General features: G+C 40.5%; 15 protein-coding genes. 12 read left to right on the forward strand and 3 right to left on the reverse strand.

The window, feature by feature from the left end; translation table 11 throughout:
• Positions 1–125 precede the first annotated feature (125 nt).
• On the reverse strand, positions 126–3,398 hold the full coding sequence (locus AC27JP_RS05435) for an amidohydrolase family protein (RefSeq protein WP_487112794.1): 3,273 nt from the start codon (positions 3,396–3,398) through the stop codon (positions 126–128).
• A 243-nt stretch (positions 3,399–3,641) separates the two neighbouring features.
• Here AC27JP_RS05435 and AC27JP_RS05440 point away from each other — a divergent pair, with 243 nt between their 5' ends.
• A complete protein-coding gene (locus AC27JP_RS05440) occupies positions 3,642–3,935 on the forward strand; it encodes a hypothetical protein (protein ID WP_487112796.1) in 294 nt (97 codons plus the stop codon).
• A gap of 44 nt (positions 3,936–3,979) precedes the next feature.
• On the opposite strand, the gene AC27JP_RS05445 is transcribed toward AC27JP_RS05440, so the two are convergent.
• Positions 3,980–4,627, reverse strand: a complete 648-nt coding sequence (locus AC27JP_RS05445) for a flavin prenyltransferase UbiX (RefSeq protein ID WP_487112797.1) — start codon at positions 4,625–4,627, stop codon at positions 3,980–3,982.
• Between the two features lie 75 nt (positions 4,628–4,702).
• The gene (gene mpl / locus AC27JP_RS05450) at positions 4,703–6,070 is read right to left on the reverse strand and encodes a UDP-N-acetylmuramate:L-alanyl-gamma-D-glutamyl-meso-diaminopimelate ligase (protein WP_487112799.1); all 1,368 of its coding nucleotides are present in this window, start codon (positions 6,068–6,070) and stop codon (positions 4,703–4,705) included.
• Between the two features lie 161 nt (positions 6,071–6,231).
• Here mpl and AC27JP_RS05455 point away from each other — a divergent pair, with 161 nt between their 5' ends.
• The 11 genes from AC27JP_RS05455 to AC27JP_RS05505 all read left to right on the forward strand — a co-directional run bounded on the left by AC27JP_RS05455 (position 6,232) and on the right by AC27JP_RS05505 (position 19,113).
• Complete coding sequence (locus tag AC27JP_RS05455; RefSeq protein ID WP_487112801.1) at positions 6,232–7,425, forward strand: YcbX family protein; 1,194 nt, start codon at positions 6,232–6,234, stop codon at positions 7,423–7,425.
• Between the two features lie 20 nt (positions 7,426–7,445).
• Positions 7,446–8,180 (forward strand): 5-oxoprolinase subunit PxpA, encoded by a 735-nt coding sequence (locus AC27JP_RS05460; RefSeq protein WP_487112803.1) that lies wholly within the window; start codon positions 7,446–7,448, stop codon positions 8,178–8,180.
• A complete protein-coding gene (locus AC27JP_RS05465) occupies positions 8,180–8,941 on the forward strand; it encodes a 5-oxoprolinase subunit B family protein (protein WP_487112805.1) in 762 nt (253 codons plus the stop codon). Before AC27JP_RS05460 ends, AC27JP_RS05465 begins: the two co-directional genes overlap by 1 nt.
• The gene (locus AC27JP_RS05470) at positions 8,934–9,974 is read left to right on the forward strand and encodes a 5-oxoprolinase subunit C family protein (protein WP_487112807.1); all 1,041 of its coding nucleotides are present in this window, start codon (positions 8,934–8,936) and stop codon (positions 9,972–9,974) included. The genes AC27JP_RS05465 and AC27JP_RS05470 overlap by 8 nt, the downstream gene beginning before the upstream one ends.
• A 479-nt stretch (positions 9,975–10,453) precedes the next feature.
• Complete coding sequence (locus tag AC27JP_RS05475) at positions 10,454–11,656, forward strand: alginate export family protein (protein ID WP_487112809.1); 1,203 nt, start codon at positions 10,454–10,456, stop codon at positions 11,654–11,656.
• A 442-nt stretch (positions 11,657–12,098) separates the two neighbouring features.
• On the forward strand, positions 12,099–12,710 hold the full coding sequence (locus AC27JP_RS05480) for an anthranilate synthase component II (RefSeq protein ID WP_487112811.1): 612 nt from the start codon (positions 12,099–12,101) through the stop codon (positions 12,708–12,710).
• A gap of 56 nt (positions 12,711–12,766) precedes the next feature.
• Positions 12,767–13,912: an HDOD domain-containing protein gene (locus AC27JP_RS05485; RefSeq protein ID WP_487112813.1), complete on the forward strand. Its 1,146-nt coding sequence runs from the start codon at positions 12,767–12,769 to the stop codon at positions 13,910–13,912.
• Positions 13,913–14,247: 335 nt separating this feature from the next.
• Positions 14,248–15,462 (forward strand): aspartate aminotransferase family protein, encoded by a 1,215-nt coding sequence (locus AC27JP_RS05490; RefSeq protein WP_487112815.1) that lies wholly within the window; start codon positions 14,248–14,250, stop codon positions 15,460–15,462.
• A 68-nt stretch (positions 15,463–15,530) separates the two neighbouring features.
• Positions 15,531–16,547: an arginine N-succinyltransferase gene (astA, locus tag AC27JP_RS05495; protein ID WP_487112817.1), complete on the forward strand. Its 1,017-nt coding sequence runs from the start codon at positions 15,531–15,533 to the stop codon at positions 16,545–16,547.
• Between the two features lie 57 nt (positions 16,548–16,604).
• Positions 16,605–18,077, forward strand: coding sequence for a succinylglutamate-semialdehyde dehydrogenase (astD, locus tag AC27JP_RS05500; RefSeq protein WP_487112819.1), 1,473 nt, complete (start codon positions 16,605–16,607; stop codon positions 18,075–18,077).
• 241 nt (positions 18,078–18,318) lie between these two features.
• Positions 18,319–19,113: a 2-oxoadipate dioxygenase/decarboxylase family protein gene (locus AC27JP_RS05505; RefSeq protein ID WP_487112821.1), complete on the forward strand. Its 795-nt coding sequence runs from the start codon at positions 18,319–18,321 to the stop codon at positions 19,111–19,113.
• Positions 19,114–19,158 lie beyond the last annotated feature (45 nt).

Genomic DNA, 19,158 nt, shown 5'->3' on the forward strand with positions numbered 1-19,158 from the left:
CGTTTTTACAATTACATCCCAACACTAGGGGCTGTTGCTCTTTATTCTACTTGATTTGTAAATTACCAACATAAAAAAGCCCAGCTAAATCTGGGCTTAATCATTCGAAACGTCAATAAGGTGAACTATTTTTCAAAGTAGAATTTGTCACGCTTATTGTCGTAATTGCCCACTTCGTTCATAGTTTCTGCGTCATACAGGCGACCATTGACCATAGTGTAAACTACGCGATCTGATAGACGAATATCTTGACTAACATCTCCATCAATCACCAGAATATCCGCTAATTTACCTACGGTTAATGAACCTAACTGGCTATCTAAACCTAAGGTTTTAGCCGGTGACATAGTGGCAGTGCGAATTGCACTAAGTGGTGACATGCCACCTTGAGCCATCATCCACATTTCCCAATGCATCGCTAAACCTTCACGTTGCCCGTGACCACCAGAGTTCACTTCAACACCTAAATCTTGCATTTCTTTCGCCACTTTTGCCACGTTTATGTGGTTGTAGTGATGATGAGGTGCTTTCGTGCGGCGCATTGAACGAGGGTCAAGAAACTCACTTGGCACATATTGACTTAAGCGTGGATGTTTCCAAACATCGGTGGTGTCGTACCAAAAGTGTTCACCAGAAATACCGCCATAAGCAACGCCCATAGTTGGAGTGTAAGCCATTTCTGACTGTGACCACAATTGTCTAATGTCATCGTAAATTTTTGCTGTCGAGATAGAATGCTCTAAGGTTGTATGACCATCAACTATCATAGACAAATTGTGCTGTAGCAAAGAACCACCTTCTGGCACTACCATAATTTGTGCTTCACGTGCCGCTTGTACCATTTGTTGGCGTTGGTTACGGCGTGGTTGGTTATAACTTTTAACACTAAATACGCCGGCTTTTTTCAAACGCTCAATATGGAATTTTGCATCATCTAAACTATCAACATGTGAGGTATAACCCGCAACTGTTGCACCATATAAAATACTACCGGTTGAGAACAAACGTGGCGCAACTATATCACCGGCTTTTTGCATTTCACTAGCGGCGAAAAACTCGGTAGTGTCATTTGAAGGATCATGCACTGTCGTTACACCTAGCGCTAAACCTGCATAGTTTTTCCAGTTTTGTTGCGGAATAATTTCACTGCTGCCTTGTGGACCATGTGCGTGGGCATCAATTAGGCCGGGCATAATCGATTTACCGGTAACGTCAATCACTTTCGCATCAGACGGTACAGCTACTTGGCCTTGCTCGCCGACGGCAATAATTTTATTGCCTTCAACTACCACCACACCATTTTCAATAACTTGCTCGCCTTCCATAGTGATCACTTTACCACCAACAAAGGCGACTCGGCCTGATGGCTTATCGGCTTTTTCTTTGTAACCTAGATAAGTTTTTACTGGCTCTGGCTGATCATCTTTTTTCGCTTCGTCAGATGCTTTTTCATCCTTCTTAACCTCAGCGATATCAAACAAGCCACTAACACTTGCTTGATACAAGTCAGGGCCCAAACTCCAATACAGTTCATTTGACTTACCATTCCAGTTAATACTTTCACCGGCACGAGTCGACAACTTTTTAACCGGTAAATTTTTCGCTTTAGGGCCAATATCTATCACTTGGCCACGCTCAACAAACGGTGTTACAAAAACTTTAAAACGCTCAGCAAATGCTAAATACTTGCCATCTGGTGAAACCTTATATTCGGTAGCGAATTTTCCTTGGTATATCGCTTGCTCTTTTTCTGCCGTTGGCGATGAGGTTAAATTAATTTTCACTAATTGTGGTGTTTCACCATCGCGTAACACGTAGATACGGTCATTATGGGCACCAAAATGCGGTAATAAACCCGACTCTGTCACTAACGTCGGCGTGCCGCCTTTTTTAGTGCTCACAGTATAAATGCCGGGATTTAATCCCCAAGTTGGGTCGGTGATATATCCACCTTCAACTTTGCGAAAAACTACGGTTTTGCCATCAGGAGAAAAGCTTGGTTCAATATACTTACCCGGCTCTTTCGTCAGTACGCGACTTTTGCCACCACGCGCTGAAACAATGCGCAATTCACCTAATTTTTTGTCATTCCAGGTGCTATAAACCACATACTTACCATCACGAGAGAAGCTGGGATTTAACTCAAAATGTGATTTTTGCTTAGTTAAACGCTTGGCTTTACCTTTAACTTTACCATCGGCAATAGTACGGACATAAATATGGCCCATGGATTCATAAACCACTTTACGACCGTCTGGTGATATTTCGACATCTCGTAACATTTTTACGTCAAAATCATCTTGGTCAAGATCTTGTTGAAAACGCAACGCCGTTTGAATTTTCTTTTCAGTTTTTACATGAAAAGGAATAACAGTTGATTTTTTACTGGCGATATCCAACTTGTTGATTTGTCCACCTGACCAAAACACCATGCCTTCACTGTTTGGTAACCATGCCATGTTTGGGTACACACCATGAATGGCCCAAGTTTCCTGCATGTCGCGGTCTAAGCCTTCAAAAATCAAGCTTTCTTTGCCACTTTTTAAATCGTACAAATATAAGTTTGATTGAAAATCATCACGGCTGATATAGGCTAAGTATTTACCATCTGGAGAAGGCACCGGACGAATTGCGCCACCTTTACCAGAAACAACAACCTTGATTTCTCCAGTAGCTAAATCAAGGCGCTTAATTTTATAAATGCCTTTTTCTGAATCTTTACTGTAATGAAAAGTTTTACCTGGTGTCGCATCTTGTGAGAAATATACATACTTGCCGTCAGGTGAAAAAGCCGGCTCACCTAAGTCTTTTTGCTGGTTCGGACGCTTAGTTAGCATCACACCATTACCACCAGTTTTATGATACATCCACACTTCACCGGCACCTAATGAACGTGAACCGGTAAAATGCTTACGACCAACAATATAGTCACCATCTGGCGACCAAGCAGGGCTATTCAATAAACGAAAAGTTTCTGAACTAACCGCTTTGCCTGCGCTGCCATCAGCCTTCATTATCCACAGGTTGTCACCACCATCTTCATCCGAGGTAAAAGCAATATGTTTACCGTCAGGACTAAAGCGAGGTTGCATTTGCCAAGCTATATCTGTCATTAGCGCCTTAGCTTCACCGCCTTCAATCGGTAGCGTGTATATATCGCCAAGTAAGTCAAAAACTAAGGTTTGACCATCAGGACTAATATCCACATTCATCCAAGTGCCTTGGCGAACATCAATTTTAGCCGTGGTAAATTCTCCTTGTGGGTTATTGACTGACCATTTCTCAGCTTTTGCTGATTTATTTGCGACCTTATCTTCGGCAAATACACTTTGCCCTGTACCTAAAATTAGCGCAACGCTAAGTGCTACCGACGATATTCGGGAAGTAAATTTAGACATTATTTAGAAACCTAATTAGCTAGATGAATTATTGTTATCCCCCTACTAAAGCACATCAGCATTAAAAATTTAAGCCTTATGCGACAAATTGTATAAAATTACCGTTCAGCACCTATTGTTAGTCATCTGAATATGTCACACCAGAACAACAAATAAAGTACGAAACCATAGACAATGCTCATTTTTTCCGTATGGTAGGAATACAGGCTTAATAAAATATAATAAAAACAAGGACAGATTTTTATGGAAAGATTATCGGAAGCACAGGCGAGCTTAGTCGCCACTTATTCGTTGTACAATGCGGCTAGCGAAAAAACCTTACCAGCTATCGATGTTGACGACACGGAAACGTTAAAAGCCTTGTTAGAGGTAATTCAAAACCGCGAAGCTATCGCTTACGTACAAAAAGCAAAAAAAACAGTGCCTAACGAAGTCAGCGAGTTAAAAAGATTACTTGCAGATGTGATGTTGCTACTTGATGGCGTTGATATCAAAGCCATCAAAGCTAAAAATAAAGTTTCGACTGACGTCAGCTAAATAATTTTCGAACTAGTGCCGAATACTCAAAACGGCATTTGAAACTACTGAGCTTGATAACCCCAGCGCGGCATTATGCTTTGTTCAATATTAAGATGATCGAGTAACCTGCCAACCATAAAATCAATCAAATCATTAATTGATTCTGGTTGATGATAAAAACCCGGTGCCGCTGGCATAATGGTCACACCGATTTGCGATAGGGTCAGCATGTTTTGTAGATGAATGGTTGAAAACGGCGTTTCTCTTGGTACTAATATTAATTGCCCACGCTCTTTAATCACCACATCGGCGGCACGTTCAATCAAATTATCACTCATGCCTTGGCTAATCGCCGCCAATGTGCCCGTTGAGCATGGGCACACCACCATTTTCTTAGGTGCTGCCGAACCAGAAGCGACGGGTGAAAACCATTGTTCTTTACCAAAAACCAATATTTGCTCAGGTTTGGCATTAAACTTTTCCGTGAGCAACTTGCTAGCCGCATCAGGTGAGCTTGGTAATTTCAAACCAACTTCGGTATCAAATACCACGCGAGCAGCACTAGAACACAGCACAAACACTTGGCAATTTGCCGCAACTAAACATTCAAGCAAGCGCAAAGCATAAGCTGAACCTGATGCGCCGGTGATCGCTAATGTAATTTTGCTGTCAAAACTTACTTGGTTTTTAATACTGCTAGGTTGTTGCACAGGGCCGCCTTGAAATCTATTTAACTAACTTAAATGAACAAATACATACTCGTTCACTTCGTTGCTCTGACACCATTATACCTTAGAAAGAGTATTAAGGATCTTTTCATGAATACCGCCAAAGCCACCGTTGCTCATGACCAAAATAGTATCGCCTGCTTGGCTTTGCGAACAAATATCACTAACTAAGTTGTCTAGACTTTGGCCGACAAAACAAGGTTGTTGGCAATCATTTATTAAGGCATCAACTGACCATTGCACTTGCTCACCTTGATAAACAAAAACTAAATCAGCATCTGATAATGACTTCGCTAACGTATCTTTATGAACACCTGACTTCATGGTATTTGATCTGGGCTCTAGTACAGCAATAACACGTTTTTCACCAACATTGGCGCGCACACCGGCCAACGTTTTAGTAATAGCCGTAGGATGATGGGCGAAATCATCAAAGACACGAATATTATTTACCTCACCTCTAAGCTCTAAACGGCGTTTGGTATTAATAAACTCAGTCAAAGCTTCGATGGCAACCGCTGAAGGCACACCGGCATGACGAGCAGCCGCAATCGCCATTAAGCCGTTTTCAATATTAAAATCACCAATCAAATTCCATTTTACCGTGCCCTGCACATCGCCTTGAAAAGAAACAATATATTCGCTGCCATCGGCAATACATTTTTCCGCATGCCAACCGAGTTTTTTATTGTCATCGTCAACACTCACTTCTGTTGGGGTCCAGCAGCCCATAGCTAACGTTTCATTGATAGCCGGTTCATTTTTTGGTGACAAAATTAAACCATTATTAGGCACCATACGAATAAGGTGATGAAATTGCCGCTGAATATCGCTGATATCATTAAAGATATCAGCGTGATCAAATTCCATATTATTGATCACTAAGGTGTTCGGTCGATAATGGACAAACTTTGAGCGCTTATCAAAGAATGCAGTGTCATATTCATCCGCTTCAATAACAAAAAATGGCGCGGCCCCTAAACGTGCTGAACAAGTAAAATTTTGTGGTACGCCACCAATTAAAAACCCTGGCTCCATACCTGCATATTCCAAGATCCATGTCAGCATTGAACTGGTGGTCGTTTTACCGTGAGTACCTGAAACAGCAAGTACCCAGCGATCTTTTAATACATTCTCTAGCAGCCATTGTGGGCCTGAAGTGTAGGCAATTTTACGATCAAGTACGTGCTCAACCATAGGGTTACCACGTGCCATCGCATTACCAACAATCACTAAATCGGGTTCATCAGCCAAATGTTCAATGAGATAGCCCTGTTTTAGTTCAATGCCTAATTGCTCTAATTGCGTACTCATTGGCGGATAAACATTGGCGTCGCAACCCGAAACACGAAAGCCCATTTGCTTAGCAATTGCCGCGATTCCGCCCATAAAGGTGCCACAAATACCTAAAATATGAAGATGCATAAAAGCCTATTTTTATAGCTCCTATACTGTTGATGCCAGCTAGAGCTAAGGTTTAAATTAGAATGCGCTCAATATACCTTAATCTTATAAAAATACATATTGCAAAATCGCGGTAATTTGCCCACTATCAATGCGATTAAGCATACGATTTAAGGGAATTCATGACTAAGGCTATTCTGCAAAATATTAATATTTATCCAATAAAGTCCAGTGCTGGTATCGCATTATCATCTAGTTGGGTTGAAGAGCTCGGTTTAGCCTTTGACCGCCGCTTTGTTGTCGCCAACTTACAAGGTGAGTTTATCACCGCACGCACCGAGCCAAGCTTATGCCTTATTCAAGCAAACTTAACTGCTTCTGGCTTAATATTGACGGCTCCCGATATGCCAGCACTAGTGATTGACTATCAGCAATTAACGCACAACTATGCTGCGGTTCAAGTATGGAAAGATACGATAAATAGCCAACAAGCCAGTACCGATGTCAATCAATGGTTCAGTCAATATTTACAAAAGCCTTGCCAGTTATTATTTTTCGGTGCTGGATCAAAACGCTTAGTGAAAAATAGAAACACGCAAGTCGGCTTCGCCGATGGTTATCCGTTATTATTAATTTCACTAGCCTCTCTCGAACATTTAAATTCTCTTTATCAAGCCGGAGAACGGCCGATTAGCATGGCGCAATTTAGGCCCAATATTGTCGTCAATAACTGCGAAGCTTTTGCCGAAGACTCATGGCAACATATTCGTATTGGTGAAGTTGAGTTTGAAATAACTAAACCTTGCACTCGCTGTATTTTCACTACCATTAACCCAAACACCGGAGAAAAACACCACCAACAAGAGCCGTTAAATACCTTGAAAAATTATCGCCAACTTGAAAACGGTGATGTGTTATTTGGTCAAAACTTAGTGCCACTAAATCAAGGGCAAATAAAACAAGGTGATCAAGTTGAAGTGCTAAAGCGCCAAGCGCCACCAACATTTGTAAAAACAACAAGCTCGAAAACAACCATAGCGAAAGCCGCGGCACAAAAGCCAAGTAATATGGTGAAAAAAGTACAGCCAACATTAACCTTTAGCAGTTTTAATAAAACCATTAACGGCAATAAACAGCAAACCCTGCTTGAACAAGGTGAAGATGCCGGTTTGATTTTGCCTTATTCCTGCCGAGCAGGCATGTGTGGCAGTTGTAAAGTGCAATTACTTGACGGTGAGGTTGAACAAAGCTGTAAAGATGGTCTGTCTGATGAAGAGCAGCAACAAGGCTATATCTTAAGTTGTAGTTGTACACCTGTAACCGATGTTGTGATCCGCCATCCAGAAAGAAAGCGCCGAACATTAAATAATGATTAACAACAGAAATAGGTAAGTCCATGAAGTTAAATTGCGATTTAGGTGAATTTAAAGACAATAACGATGCCGAAATCATGCCCTATATTGATATGGCCAATATTGCTTGTGGTTTTCATGGCTCTGATGCGCTAACCATCAAAAAAACGGTGCAACTTGCTGCTCAACATCAAGTAACAATTGGTGCTCACCCAAGTTACCCTGATAGCGAAAATTTCGGCCGCCAGTCAATGTCTTTATCTTCAGATGACTTAATTGCCGTCATTCAATATCAAGTCGGCGCTTTGCAAGCACTATGCTACGTTGAAAATACGCAAGTGCGGTATGTAAAGCCACACGGTGCTCTTTATAACGACATGATGAAAAACACCGCAATATTTACTGATATTTGCCGCGCGATTGCCCAGCTAAATCAAGACAGCAGCCAACCATTGGCATTAATGATCCAAGCGGTGAAAAATACCGCAGCATTCGAAAAAATTGCCACTGAATATGGCATAGCGCTTTATTTTGAAGCCTTTGCCGATCGCGCCTATCAAGATAATGGTTTACTAGTATCGCGTAGCGAAGAAGGTGCGGTGCTACATGATCATCAAGCAGTCATAGAGCGTTGTCAAAAGCTCATCAATAATGAGCCATTATTTAGCATCAACCAAAAACCACTCGAATTTCATCTTGATGCCTTGTGCGTGCATGGTGATACGCCTAATGCGCTTGCCATGTTAAAGGCATTACGTGAAACTATTAATGCTTCATAGTGACAATTAAGACCATGGCCCTTGTACCTGAGCAACCAGCAAACGTAGCAGAATTTACTATTGAACACGTAGCTGAAAATGCCTTATTGCTGAGCTGGCAGCAGCAGATATCAGTAACGCAGCACAACAAGATAATCGCCTTACAAACATTACTTAATACGCAATTAGCAGAGTTAATCGTGGAGTCCGTGGCAAGTTATCATTGCTTAATGATTTACTACCCATTTCAGTTGATTTCGGCTGATGTGCTGAGCAACAAAATTATTACCATCGCAACTGCTCAGCAAACTGATGACAAAAGTATCGCTGAAACACAAAACCGTCAGGCATCTATTCGAATCCCTGTCTATTACGATATCGAACAGCAATGGGATTTACATGACGTAGCTAAACAATGCAAGTTAACCATCGATGAAGTGATACAACAGCATAGCTCAACAACCTACCGAAGTTACGCCTTAGGCTTCACCCCAGGTTTTTGCTATTTAGCAAGTTTACCGAAAGCGTTAACTATGGCGCGCAAGTCATCGCCACGCACTAAAGTGCCCAAAGGTGCCGTTGCTATTGCTGAACAGCAAACCGCGATTTATCCAAATGAAAGCCCCGGCGGTTGGCATATTATTGGCCAAACGCCACTAACCATGTATCAATGCAAGCATGGTGAGTTCATACCAAAGATATCGGTTGGGCAGAATGTGCAGTTTTATGCCATTTCAAAACAAGAATTCATGGCAATGCAAAGAGCATGCGACCATGACTAAACATTATTTAGAAATTGTCTCAATGAATGCTCAAGCAAGCATTCAGGATCTTGGCCGTATTAATGCTCAACATCAAGGCTTTAGTGCTAGTGGTGCTGCCGACGAACACGCTTTTTTATCTGCGAATAAGCTCATAGTTGCTCATCAAAATGAAGTTTGTTCTGAAAAAAATAAAGCGCAACGACAATGTGCCGCGCTAGAAATTACCTTAGGGCAAATAAGTTTTCGCGCTAACACCGCCTGTATCATTGCAATCGCAGGTGCGGATTGTCATGCTCGAATTAACAACAGCTTAGTAAAGAACTGGCAAAGCTATCAGCTACAAGCCAAGGATATAATTGAGTTTGCCATGCCGAAAACGGGATTGCATAGTTATTTAGCGGTATTAGGTGGCGTTAGGCTCGATGCAAATCAGCCGCCTTGGTTGGGAAGTTTTGCGCAAACACAGCATGAGATGGCGCTCAATACCACTGGCAAACAGCTTAGTGTTAGCAGTAAGCTATATTTTTCCGAGCAGACTTTTCCCACCACAGTGCAATCACAACAAGACATAACTCAAGGTGTAGCACTAAGTAACCTTAGCAAGCTAGCAATATGTTACGCCCAAAAGCAACTAACCTTGCGCTTTATGGCTAGTAAATTATTTTTACAATTGTCTGAAGAAAAACAACAGGCCTTTTTAGCCGCTAGCTACAGCATATCTGCTGACAGCAATAGGATGGGTTACCGTTTGATAATTAAAAATGAGCCGGTATCATCACGCTCGATTGACATGCTAACCACCGAATTACGAGCATCGTCGGCTCTATCCAAACCAGTAACCTACGGTATGATCCAATTTCCGACTAATGAACAACCCATCATATTAATGAAAGAGCGCCAAACGATGGGCGGTTATCCCGTATTAGGCACAGTAATGCAAACAGACTTATTTCGATTAAGCCAAATGCGTCCAGGACAAACGGTTAAATTTACCGTGATTAGCATTGAACAAGCGCAGCAACAACTACAAGCTTTTTATCAAAAGTTCTAACTTTTAGTCATTTTTTCAGTAGAAAAATGCAAATTAAGAGAAAAATAACTGCTAAAACGATGACAAATCATTAGCAATAACTTGCATATTTAACCAATTGTTCTATTAATTTCCTGTGGACGAGTGTTAAAAACAGGCTGATTTATTGTTCCAGATCAGTTTAGCGACATTATTCAGCTATTTTTCGCTTTTTATCATTCTCATTCGACCAGAGTAGTGCTAATTTTAGCGCATTAAAAAGTTACTCGTTTTTTGAACAAGTTAATTTTTGTGCTAGGTACTAGTAAATACCTTATTTAATAACGCAAAGAATTGAAAACGGAATGTAACAATTTGTAATTAAATAAAAATTTTGTTTGTTATGACAAATTATAATTATTAAAAACTGCCTTAAACAAGCCGGAATTTTTGACTAACTTATTACTACAGTTGATTAAAAAATAAACTCTCTCAAGTTTAAAACATTAAGGTTTGATATTATGAAAACTAACATGAAATGCACTACTCTAGCTTTACTTTCAGCTTCTCTATTAAGTGCGCCACTAGCATTTGCAGAAGAAACTTCTGTTGCATCAGGTGTTAAAAAAGCACTTTCAGATAGTACAGTTAAACTTAACTTCCGTGCTCGTTACGAAGGCGTAGATCAAGACGGTATCGATGACACGGCAAGCGCGTTAACGTTAAAAAGCCGCATCACAGTAAACACAGGTAGCTTCGAAGGTTTTTCTGCTGGCGTTGAAGTTGATAACGTGACAGACATTATCGATAACTACAACAGCACCACTAATGGCGAAACTAACTACCCTGTAGTTGCCGACCCAACAGGTACTGATGTAAACCAGTTTTTCTTAAAGTACACAGCTGACAATTTTTCAGCAACTGCTGGTCGTCAACGTATTTTACACAACAACCAACGTTTTGTTGGCGGTGTAGGTTGGAGACAAAATGAGCAAACTTACGACGGTTACCGTTTCCAAGTTAACCCAGCGAATGGTTTCTCTGCAGATTATAGCTATATATACAATGTAAACCGTATTTTTGGCCCTGACAGCCCAGCGGCTGATTTACACGGTCAGTTCCATTTATTAAATACTGGTTACAAAATCAATAAAGAGCATAAAATCAACGCTTATGCATACTTACTTGATTTTGATACTGCAGAGGGTTTATCTACTGACACATACGGCGTTAGCTACAAAGGTAAATTTGGTCCAGTAATGGTTAATGCAGCTTACGCAACTCAAAGTGAAGCGGGTGATAATACCGCTGACTTTAGTGCTGATTACTACAACTTTGAATTAGGCACAAAAGTAAGTTCAGTTACATTATTAGCTGGTATTGAATCTTTAGGTAGTGACAATGGCGTAGGTTTCTCAACACCTTTAGCAACATTGCACAAGTTCCAAGGTTTTGCTGATAAATTCCTAGGTACACCAGCTGACGGCGTTGAAGATATTTACTTCACAGCAAAAACTAAAGTAAACGGCATTAAGCTTTCTGCCACTTACCATGACTTATCTTCAGATGAAGGCAATAGAGATTTAGGTTCAGAAATTGATGTTGCTGCTGCTTATGCATTTAACAAAAACTACAGTGTTTTAGTTAAGTTAGCTAGCTACAGTGCAGATGACCATGCCAGCGACACTGATAAACTTTGGGTACAAGTTGCTGCTAAATTCTAAAAAGAATTTGCCATAACTTAATTGCTAGAAAAGTTATTAAAAGGGCTTAAACATTTGTTTAAGCCCTTTTTTATGTACAGGATGTACGGTATATCGCGGTCACATGGATGTGAAAGAGCGTGTATGTACAGGCCTCTCTCAGACTTCCTATCTTTCGAGGCATTAGTGCATCCGTGCACGTCGAAATAAGGTATATCGCGATCACATGGATGTGAAAGAGCGTGTATGTACAGGCCTCTCTCAGACTTCCTAACTTTCGAGGCATTAGTGCATCCGTGCACGTCGAAGTACGGTATGCCACGATCACATGGATGTGAAAGAGTAGCGGTACCGGTTAAATTTCAACCTCAAGTTTGTTAAGGCCAAGTCTAGGGGTAGAATGGTCAGAAATAAAAGACTAGAATAGCGCCCGCTTTTAATTGAGATTTTCACGGGTATTTTTTTGTTATTAATGATCGACAACTACGATTCTTTTACCTTTAACTTAGTGCATTATTTTCAAGCATTAGGTCAAGAAGTCATGGTGGTTAGAAATGATGAAATCAGCATAGAGGCAATAACAGAATTAGCACCGCAATTTATCGTAATATCTCCAGGACCATGCGATCCTGATGCCGCTGGCATTTCACTTGCTATTGTTGAAAAGTTTAAAGGTATTATTCCTATTTTAGGGGTTTGTCTGGGTCATCAATGTATTGCCCAACATTTCGGCGCTAAAGTGATTAAAGCCAACAAAGTCATGCACGGTAAAACCAGCGCGATTCGTCACAATGAACATGGTTTATTTAAAACGTTGCAGCAGCCTTTAACCGTTACCCGCTATCATTCCTTAATTGTTGACGGTGACACTCTGCCCGAGGAATTAGAAGTAACCGCATGGCTTACAAGCAATAATCAAACGGAAATAATGGCGTTGCAACATAAAAGTTTACCTATTGCCAGTGTGCAATTTCATCCGGAATCAGTATTAACTGAACAAGGTCAGCAATTACTGCAAAATTTTATTGACCAATATTCAAATCAATTAGATGATAATATTAATGAATTAAGCTAACTGGTCGATAACTCGACTAGTCGCTACGTAATAGCAAACCTATAATTAAGCCCCTGATGCAAATATTTGAAGATAATAAACTCGTTTCTCCGATTTACAGTCGCGCCTTAAGTCTGGCGATTAGTAAAGATTTTGCACACCAAAAAAATGGCAAAATTCGCACTACAGCTCATCAAGATAGTGAACAATTAAACCGTCGACGTGAACTGTTAGCGGTTGAAGAAGAAGCCAATAAAAATAAGATCATTCAGGCGCACGGTCAAGAGCACTTTAAATCTCAAGTAATGAATCAGTTCTTCAATAAAGTCACCAGTCAAGTGAATGAGGAATTTGATAACAAAGAAAATCTTTATAGCAATATTTTGAAAATTGAAGATGCTGCACCTTCTATCATGGAAATATTATCGGTAAAGGCAGCATCAATAAATCGTATAGCTCCGTTAGTAAAAGCATTGCCTTGGCTTTGTACTGAACTGATCAATTTAGTCAATAAGCCGCAATACCGTAAGCGCTCTGATGTGCAAGTGAATGAGCCAAACCTTGCGTTAAGTTACGTCGGCCTAGACAACCTTAAATTGGTGATGCCAACCTTTATGTTGAAACATTGGTTACCAACCAGCACTTCGCCATATCCATTGATGAAAAGAAAATTATGGAATGATAGTTTATCTGTGGCATTGGCAGCTCAACTTTTAGCAAAAGAACACGGCCAGGACGAATTTACCGCCTTCAGCGCTGGTATGTTTAGTAACTTAGGGCTGCTAGCCGTTACCCGTGGCTTTCTAAATACTTACAATGAACTCTACAATGAAGAGTTACGTGCGGCATATGAAAATAAAGATAAACGTCTACATGATATTTTGGTTGAACTTAATGTCTCGCCAGAGTTATTACTTGAACAATTAGTGCAACGTAGCAGCAAAGTCGCCGCCGATATTGTTGAGTTAATGCGCTTTGACCGTTTACAAATTACCGAAGTGTTATTTGACCTTGCCTACGCAATTGATATTAATCATATGTGTCCTATTGCTAAGCTAGTCACCAAAGCTAAGGCCTATATTGCTTTTCGAAGCTTAGCGAAAGAAGATCTGATTAGCACTGATGAAGCCAAAGTATTACTTACCGCAGGGCAATTAAGCACAAGTGACATCGCGTTATTGAAGAAAAGTGATATTGACCATATAAAACTCAACTTTAATTAAATTATTTTTGATTATTTATGAAACATTAACGGCAATTAAAGATCTCTTCAGCACTTATTGCGCTAGCACCCCACTTCACACAAGCAAAAACGTGCCAAACATAGTTATGCACTAATACTGAATAAAAACGGCTAAGCCTTTATTTTATAAGGCTTACAGCGCAATCAGACAAGACAATGCTGGAATTTTCTGTCATAATCCCTGTCTATTTTTTAATTAGTGCTAGATTTAAAATTGTTTAGCGCTCATTAATTCTTTTAGTTTTGTTGAGCACAAGCGCGACAAAATTAATACCCATATTGATTACAATATCCTAATTATGAGAGGAGTTTACAATGTCCAACCACTTTCCGGTAAATCGTGAATTATTTGACGATGTTATGGTACCTAACTATGCACCGTCGGCTGTTATCCCTGTTCGTGGCGCAGGTTCACGTGTTTGGGATCAACAAGATCGTGAATTTATCGATTTTGCTGGTGGCATTGCGGTTAACTGTTTAGGACATTGTCATCCTGCATTAGTTGGCGCATTAACTGAGCAAGCAAACAAAATCTGGCATTTATCAAATGTGATGACTAACGAGCCAGCGTTACGTTTAGCGAAAAAGCTAACTGACAACACCTTTGCCGACCAAGTATATTTTGCCAACTCAGGCGCAGAATCTAACGAAGCGGCATTAAAATTAGCACGTCGTTGGGCTTTAGATAACCATGGTGCTGACAAATCACAAATCATCGCTTTTAAACAAGGTTTCCACGGTCGTACTTTTTTCACCGTTACTGTTGGTGGTCAAGCAGCTTACTCTGATGGTTTTGGTCCTAAGCCTGGCGATATTGTGCATGCTGAATACAACAACTTAGAAAGCGTTAAAGCGTTAATTTCTGACAAAACCTGTGCTGTTGTCATGGAACCATTACAAGGTGAAGGCGGTATTGTTTCACCAACAGATGAATTTGCCCAAGGTGTTCGTGAACTTTGTAATGAACATAACGCATTATTAATTTTTGATGAAGTACAAACAGGTGTTGGCCGTTTAGGCGAGCTATACGCATACATGGGCTTGAATGTTACTCCAGACATTTTAACAACAGCTAAAGCCCTTGGCGGCGGTTTCCCAATTGGTGCGATGATCACCACGAAAGAAATTGCTAAGCACCTTAAAATTGGTACACACGGCAGTACTTACGGCGGTAACCCATTAGCATGTGCGGTAGCCGAAGCTGCATTTGACACAGTAAATACCCCTGAAGTATTAAATGGTGTAAAAGCAAAAGCACAACTTTACATTGATGGTTTAAATGCAATCAACGCTAAGTACAATGTTTTTGGTGAAATTCGCGGTAAAGGTTTATTAATTGGTGCCGTGCTTACTGAAGCTTACCAAGGCAAAGCAAAAGACTTTTTAAATGCTGCAATGGCGGAAGGTGTTATGACTTTAGTTGCCGGTGCTAACATTGTACGTTTTGCTCCTTCTTTAGTGATTCCAAATGAAGATATCGCAGAAGGCTTAGCACGTTTTGAAAAAGCCGTAGCTAAATTAGCTAAGTAAAATACCTATTATTACAGCAACTACATATTCTCATTTAGGGTATGTAGTTGTCTCATTGAGAGTTTCCTATGATTATTATACGCCCTATACAAAATAGTGATTACGATGCTTTGCATCGCATTGCTGTTGAGTCAGGACACGGTTTTACATCACTACCGGTCAACGAATCATTACTAAGAAAGCGTATTTCACACGCAGAAGTATCTTTTACCAGTCAGGTTACGGAACCTGGTAACGAAGGTTACCTTTTCGTTATGGAAGATACCGAAACCGGTGAAGTTGTTGGTACCAGTGGTATTGAAGCGGCAGTTGGCCTAGACGATGCATTTTACCATTACCATTTAGGTAAAGTTGTGCATAGCTCTCGTGAGCTTAATATCTACAACACAGTAGAAACATTGTCGCTATGTAACGATTACACCGGCGCATCAGAAATTTGTACCTTATTTTTAAGTGAAAGCCATCGTAAAAATAGTAACGGACGTTTCTTATCTCGTTTTCGTTTCTTGTTTATGGCAGAGCATACTGAACGTTTTTCAGAAACGGTTATCGCGGAAATGCGTGGTGTTTCAGATGAAGACGGCTCATCACCATTTTGGAAGTGGTTAGAGGAACATTTTTTCTCGCTAGACTTCCCGACCGCAGATTACTTAACCGGAATAGGTAAAAAGGTATTCATTGCTGAATTAATGCCAAAATACCCAATTTATGTCAACTTGCTTAGCCCAGAAGCGCAAAAGGTGATTAATAAGGTACATCCAAAAACAGTACCGGCATTAAGATTACTAGAAGCGGAAGGTTTCTCTCGTCGAGGCTATGTTGATATTTTTGACGGCGGTCCTACAGTTGAAACTCAAACCTCTTTAGTAAAAACAGTCCGTCAAAGCCAAAAATGCCAAGTATTAATTGGCGATGTAGCAAGCGATAACAAATATATTATTTGTAATAGCAAAGTAGCAGACTTTAGAGCAACACAGGCGCCGGTATTGTTACGTGAAACTGCTAATCAAGTGGTGTTATCACAAGCGGTTGCAGATGCATTAATGGTTAATGAAGGGGACTGGGTTCGCCTAGTGTCTAATTAATCAGAGTCTCAATTAAATACTATACTCATTTGCGATAAACGCGCAGAGGAATAAAGAATGTCACACAATATACAATTAATAAATGGTCACTGGACAGCCGGTTTAGGCCATGAAATATTTTCCAAAAACCCCGCTAAAAATGAAGTGATTTGGCAGGGTAATACAGCATCACCAGCACAAGTTGATGAAGCCGTTATGGCTGCGCGTACGGCTTTTGAAACTTGGTCTAATATGCCAATTGAAGAACGTATTGCCATTACCGTTAAGTTTTCTGAATTATTAACTGAAAACAAAGAAGCATTTGCCACCACTATCGCACTTGAAACCGGTAAACCACTTTGGGAAACGCGTACTGAAGTTGGCGCTATGGTCGGTAAAATTGCTATTTCTGTGCGTGCAAACGAAGAGCGTACCGGCACAGTTGAAAACCCTATGCCGGGTGCAAAAGCCTTTATTCGTCACAAGCCTCATGGCGTTGTTGCGGTATACGGCCCTTACAACTTCCCAGGTCATTTGCCTAACGGTCATATCGTTCCAGCACTTATCGCCGGTAATACCGTGGTTTTCAAACCAAGTGAATTAACCCCTATGGTTGCTGAAGAAACCTTGAAACTATGGTTACAAGCTGGCTTACCCGCTGGCGTAATTAACATGGTACAAGGTGAAGTTGAAACCGGCAAAGCATTAGCAAGTCATCCACAAATTGACGGCTTATTCTTTACTGGTAGTTCAACCACAGGTCATTTCTTACATGAACAATTTGGTGGCCAACCAGGTAAAATTTTAGCGCTTGAAATGGGTGGCAATAACCCATTAATAGTAAAAGATGTGACTGACATTGATGCCGTAGTACACGACATTTTACAATCTGCATTCATTACTACCGGTCAACGTTGTACTTGTTCTCGTCGTTTGTTTATTGAAGCTGGCGAGAACGGCGATGCAATTTTAGCTAAGCTAGTTGCTAGCACGCAAGCGATTAAGATTGGTTACTATGACGATGAAGAACAACCATTTATTGGTTCTATGATTTCTGAAAAAGCGGCGTTAGGTTTAGTTGCCGCTCAACAGCAATTGTTTGACCTTGGTGGCGAATCTATCGTGATGATGAAGCACCTTGAAGTAGGTACTGGCTTTATTTCTCCTGGTATTGTTGATGTAACTAGCATCACTGATATGCCAGATGATGAGCATTTCGGGCCATTATTAAAAGTGTACCGTTACACTGATTTTGATGCGGCAATTGACGAAGCTAACAATACTTCATTTGGTTTATCTGCTGGCTTATTAAGTGACAGCGAAGAGTTATACAACCACTTCTTCCGTCGTATTCGTGCCGGTATCGTCAACTGGAACAAGCCAATTACTGGCGCAAGCAGTGCGGCACCTTTCGGTGGTATTGGCGCTAGTGGTAACCACAGAGCTAGCGCATTTTATGCGGCTGATTACTGTGCCTACCCAGTTGCATCAGTTGAAGCTGAAAAAGTTGCCTTACCTGCAGCCTTAAGCCCAGGCTTAACGATTAAATAATCCCTATCATCTAATCGTATGAAGTTTCACTGCCCAATCAAAAAAGCTGGAATACGTCCCAGCTTTTTTAAAAATATCGACCAAATATAACTGCCGTTCTGAGTGGTTATCAAACACGCTTGTCTTAAATATTTATTGAATAACCTCATTCACTAAATATCCAGCTAAATAGCTTTTGCATACCATTCAATCGACGCTCAACCTCGACAAAAATTTTATTTTATGCATTTAGGAATTTAACATGACTCCAGTTAAAAATTTATTTAACAACATTTGGCAAAACTACTTAGAAGTAACTCCTTCAGCTGATAAAGTTCATCAGCTGCTAGGCACAGGTAGCGATTTAATTAATGATCACGTTGCTTACCGTACTTTTAACATCGCAAAAGTTAATATTGAAAAAATTTCTGCTCATTTACTTAACTTAGGCTACAAAGAATGTGGCGAATACCATTTTGCAGCGAAAAAATTATACGCAAAACATTTTGAACATACCGACACTAGCTTACCAAAAGTATTTATCAGTGAGTTGTTAGTTGAAGAGTTCTCACCACGCGTACAAGAGATCATTGGAAAAATGGTAGCCAACATCAACGAAGGCGATATTAACGTTGAAAGCTTCTTGTATTCAGGTACTCACTGGCAAGTTAGCCATCAAGAGTATTTAGATCTGTTGGCAGAAAGTGAATACGCAGCTTGGGTTGCAGCTTGGGGTTATCGTGCAAACCACTTTACCGTTAGCATTAACCACTTAGAAAACTATGATTCAATTGAATCGGTTAACGACGCGGTTAAAGCCGGTGGTTTTACATTGAACAGTGCTGGTGGCGAAATCAAAGGTGATGAAGAAGTAAAACTTGAGCAATCATCAACCATGGCGGATCACGTATTGGTTAAGTTTTCTGATAAAACCGTTGCTATACCTAGCTGTTTTTATGAGTTCGCCAAACGCTATCCAATGGAAAATGGTGAACTTTACACAGGTTTTGTTGCTGCATCTGCCGACAAAATTTTTGAAAGCACCAACGCTGCCTAGTTACACTTCCAAATAAGATAGCGCTAAGAATTATCTAAAAATTTA

It is taken from the genome of Colwellia sp. SU-HH01172 (assembly GCF_057553355.1).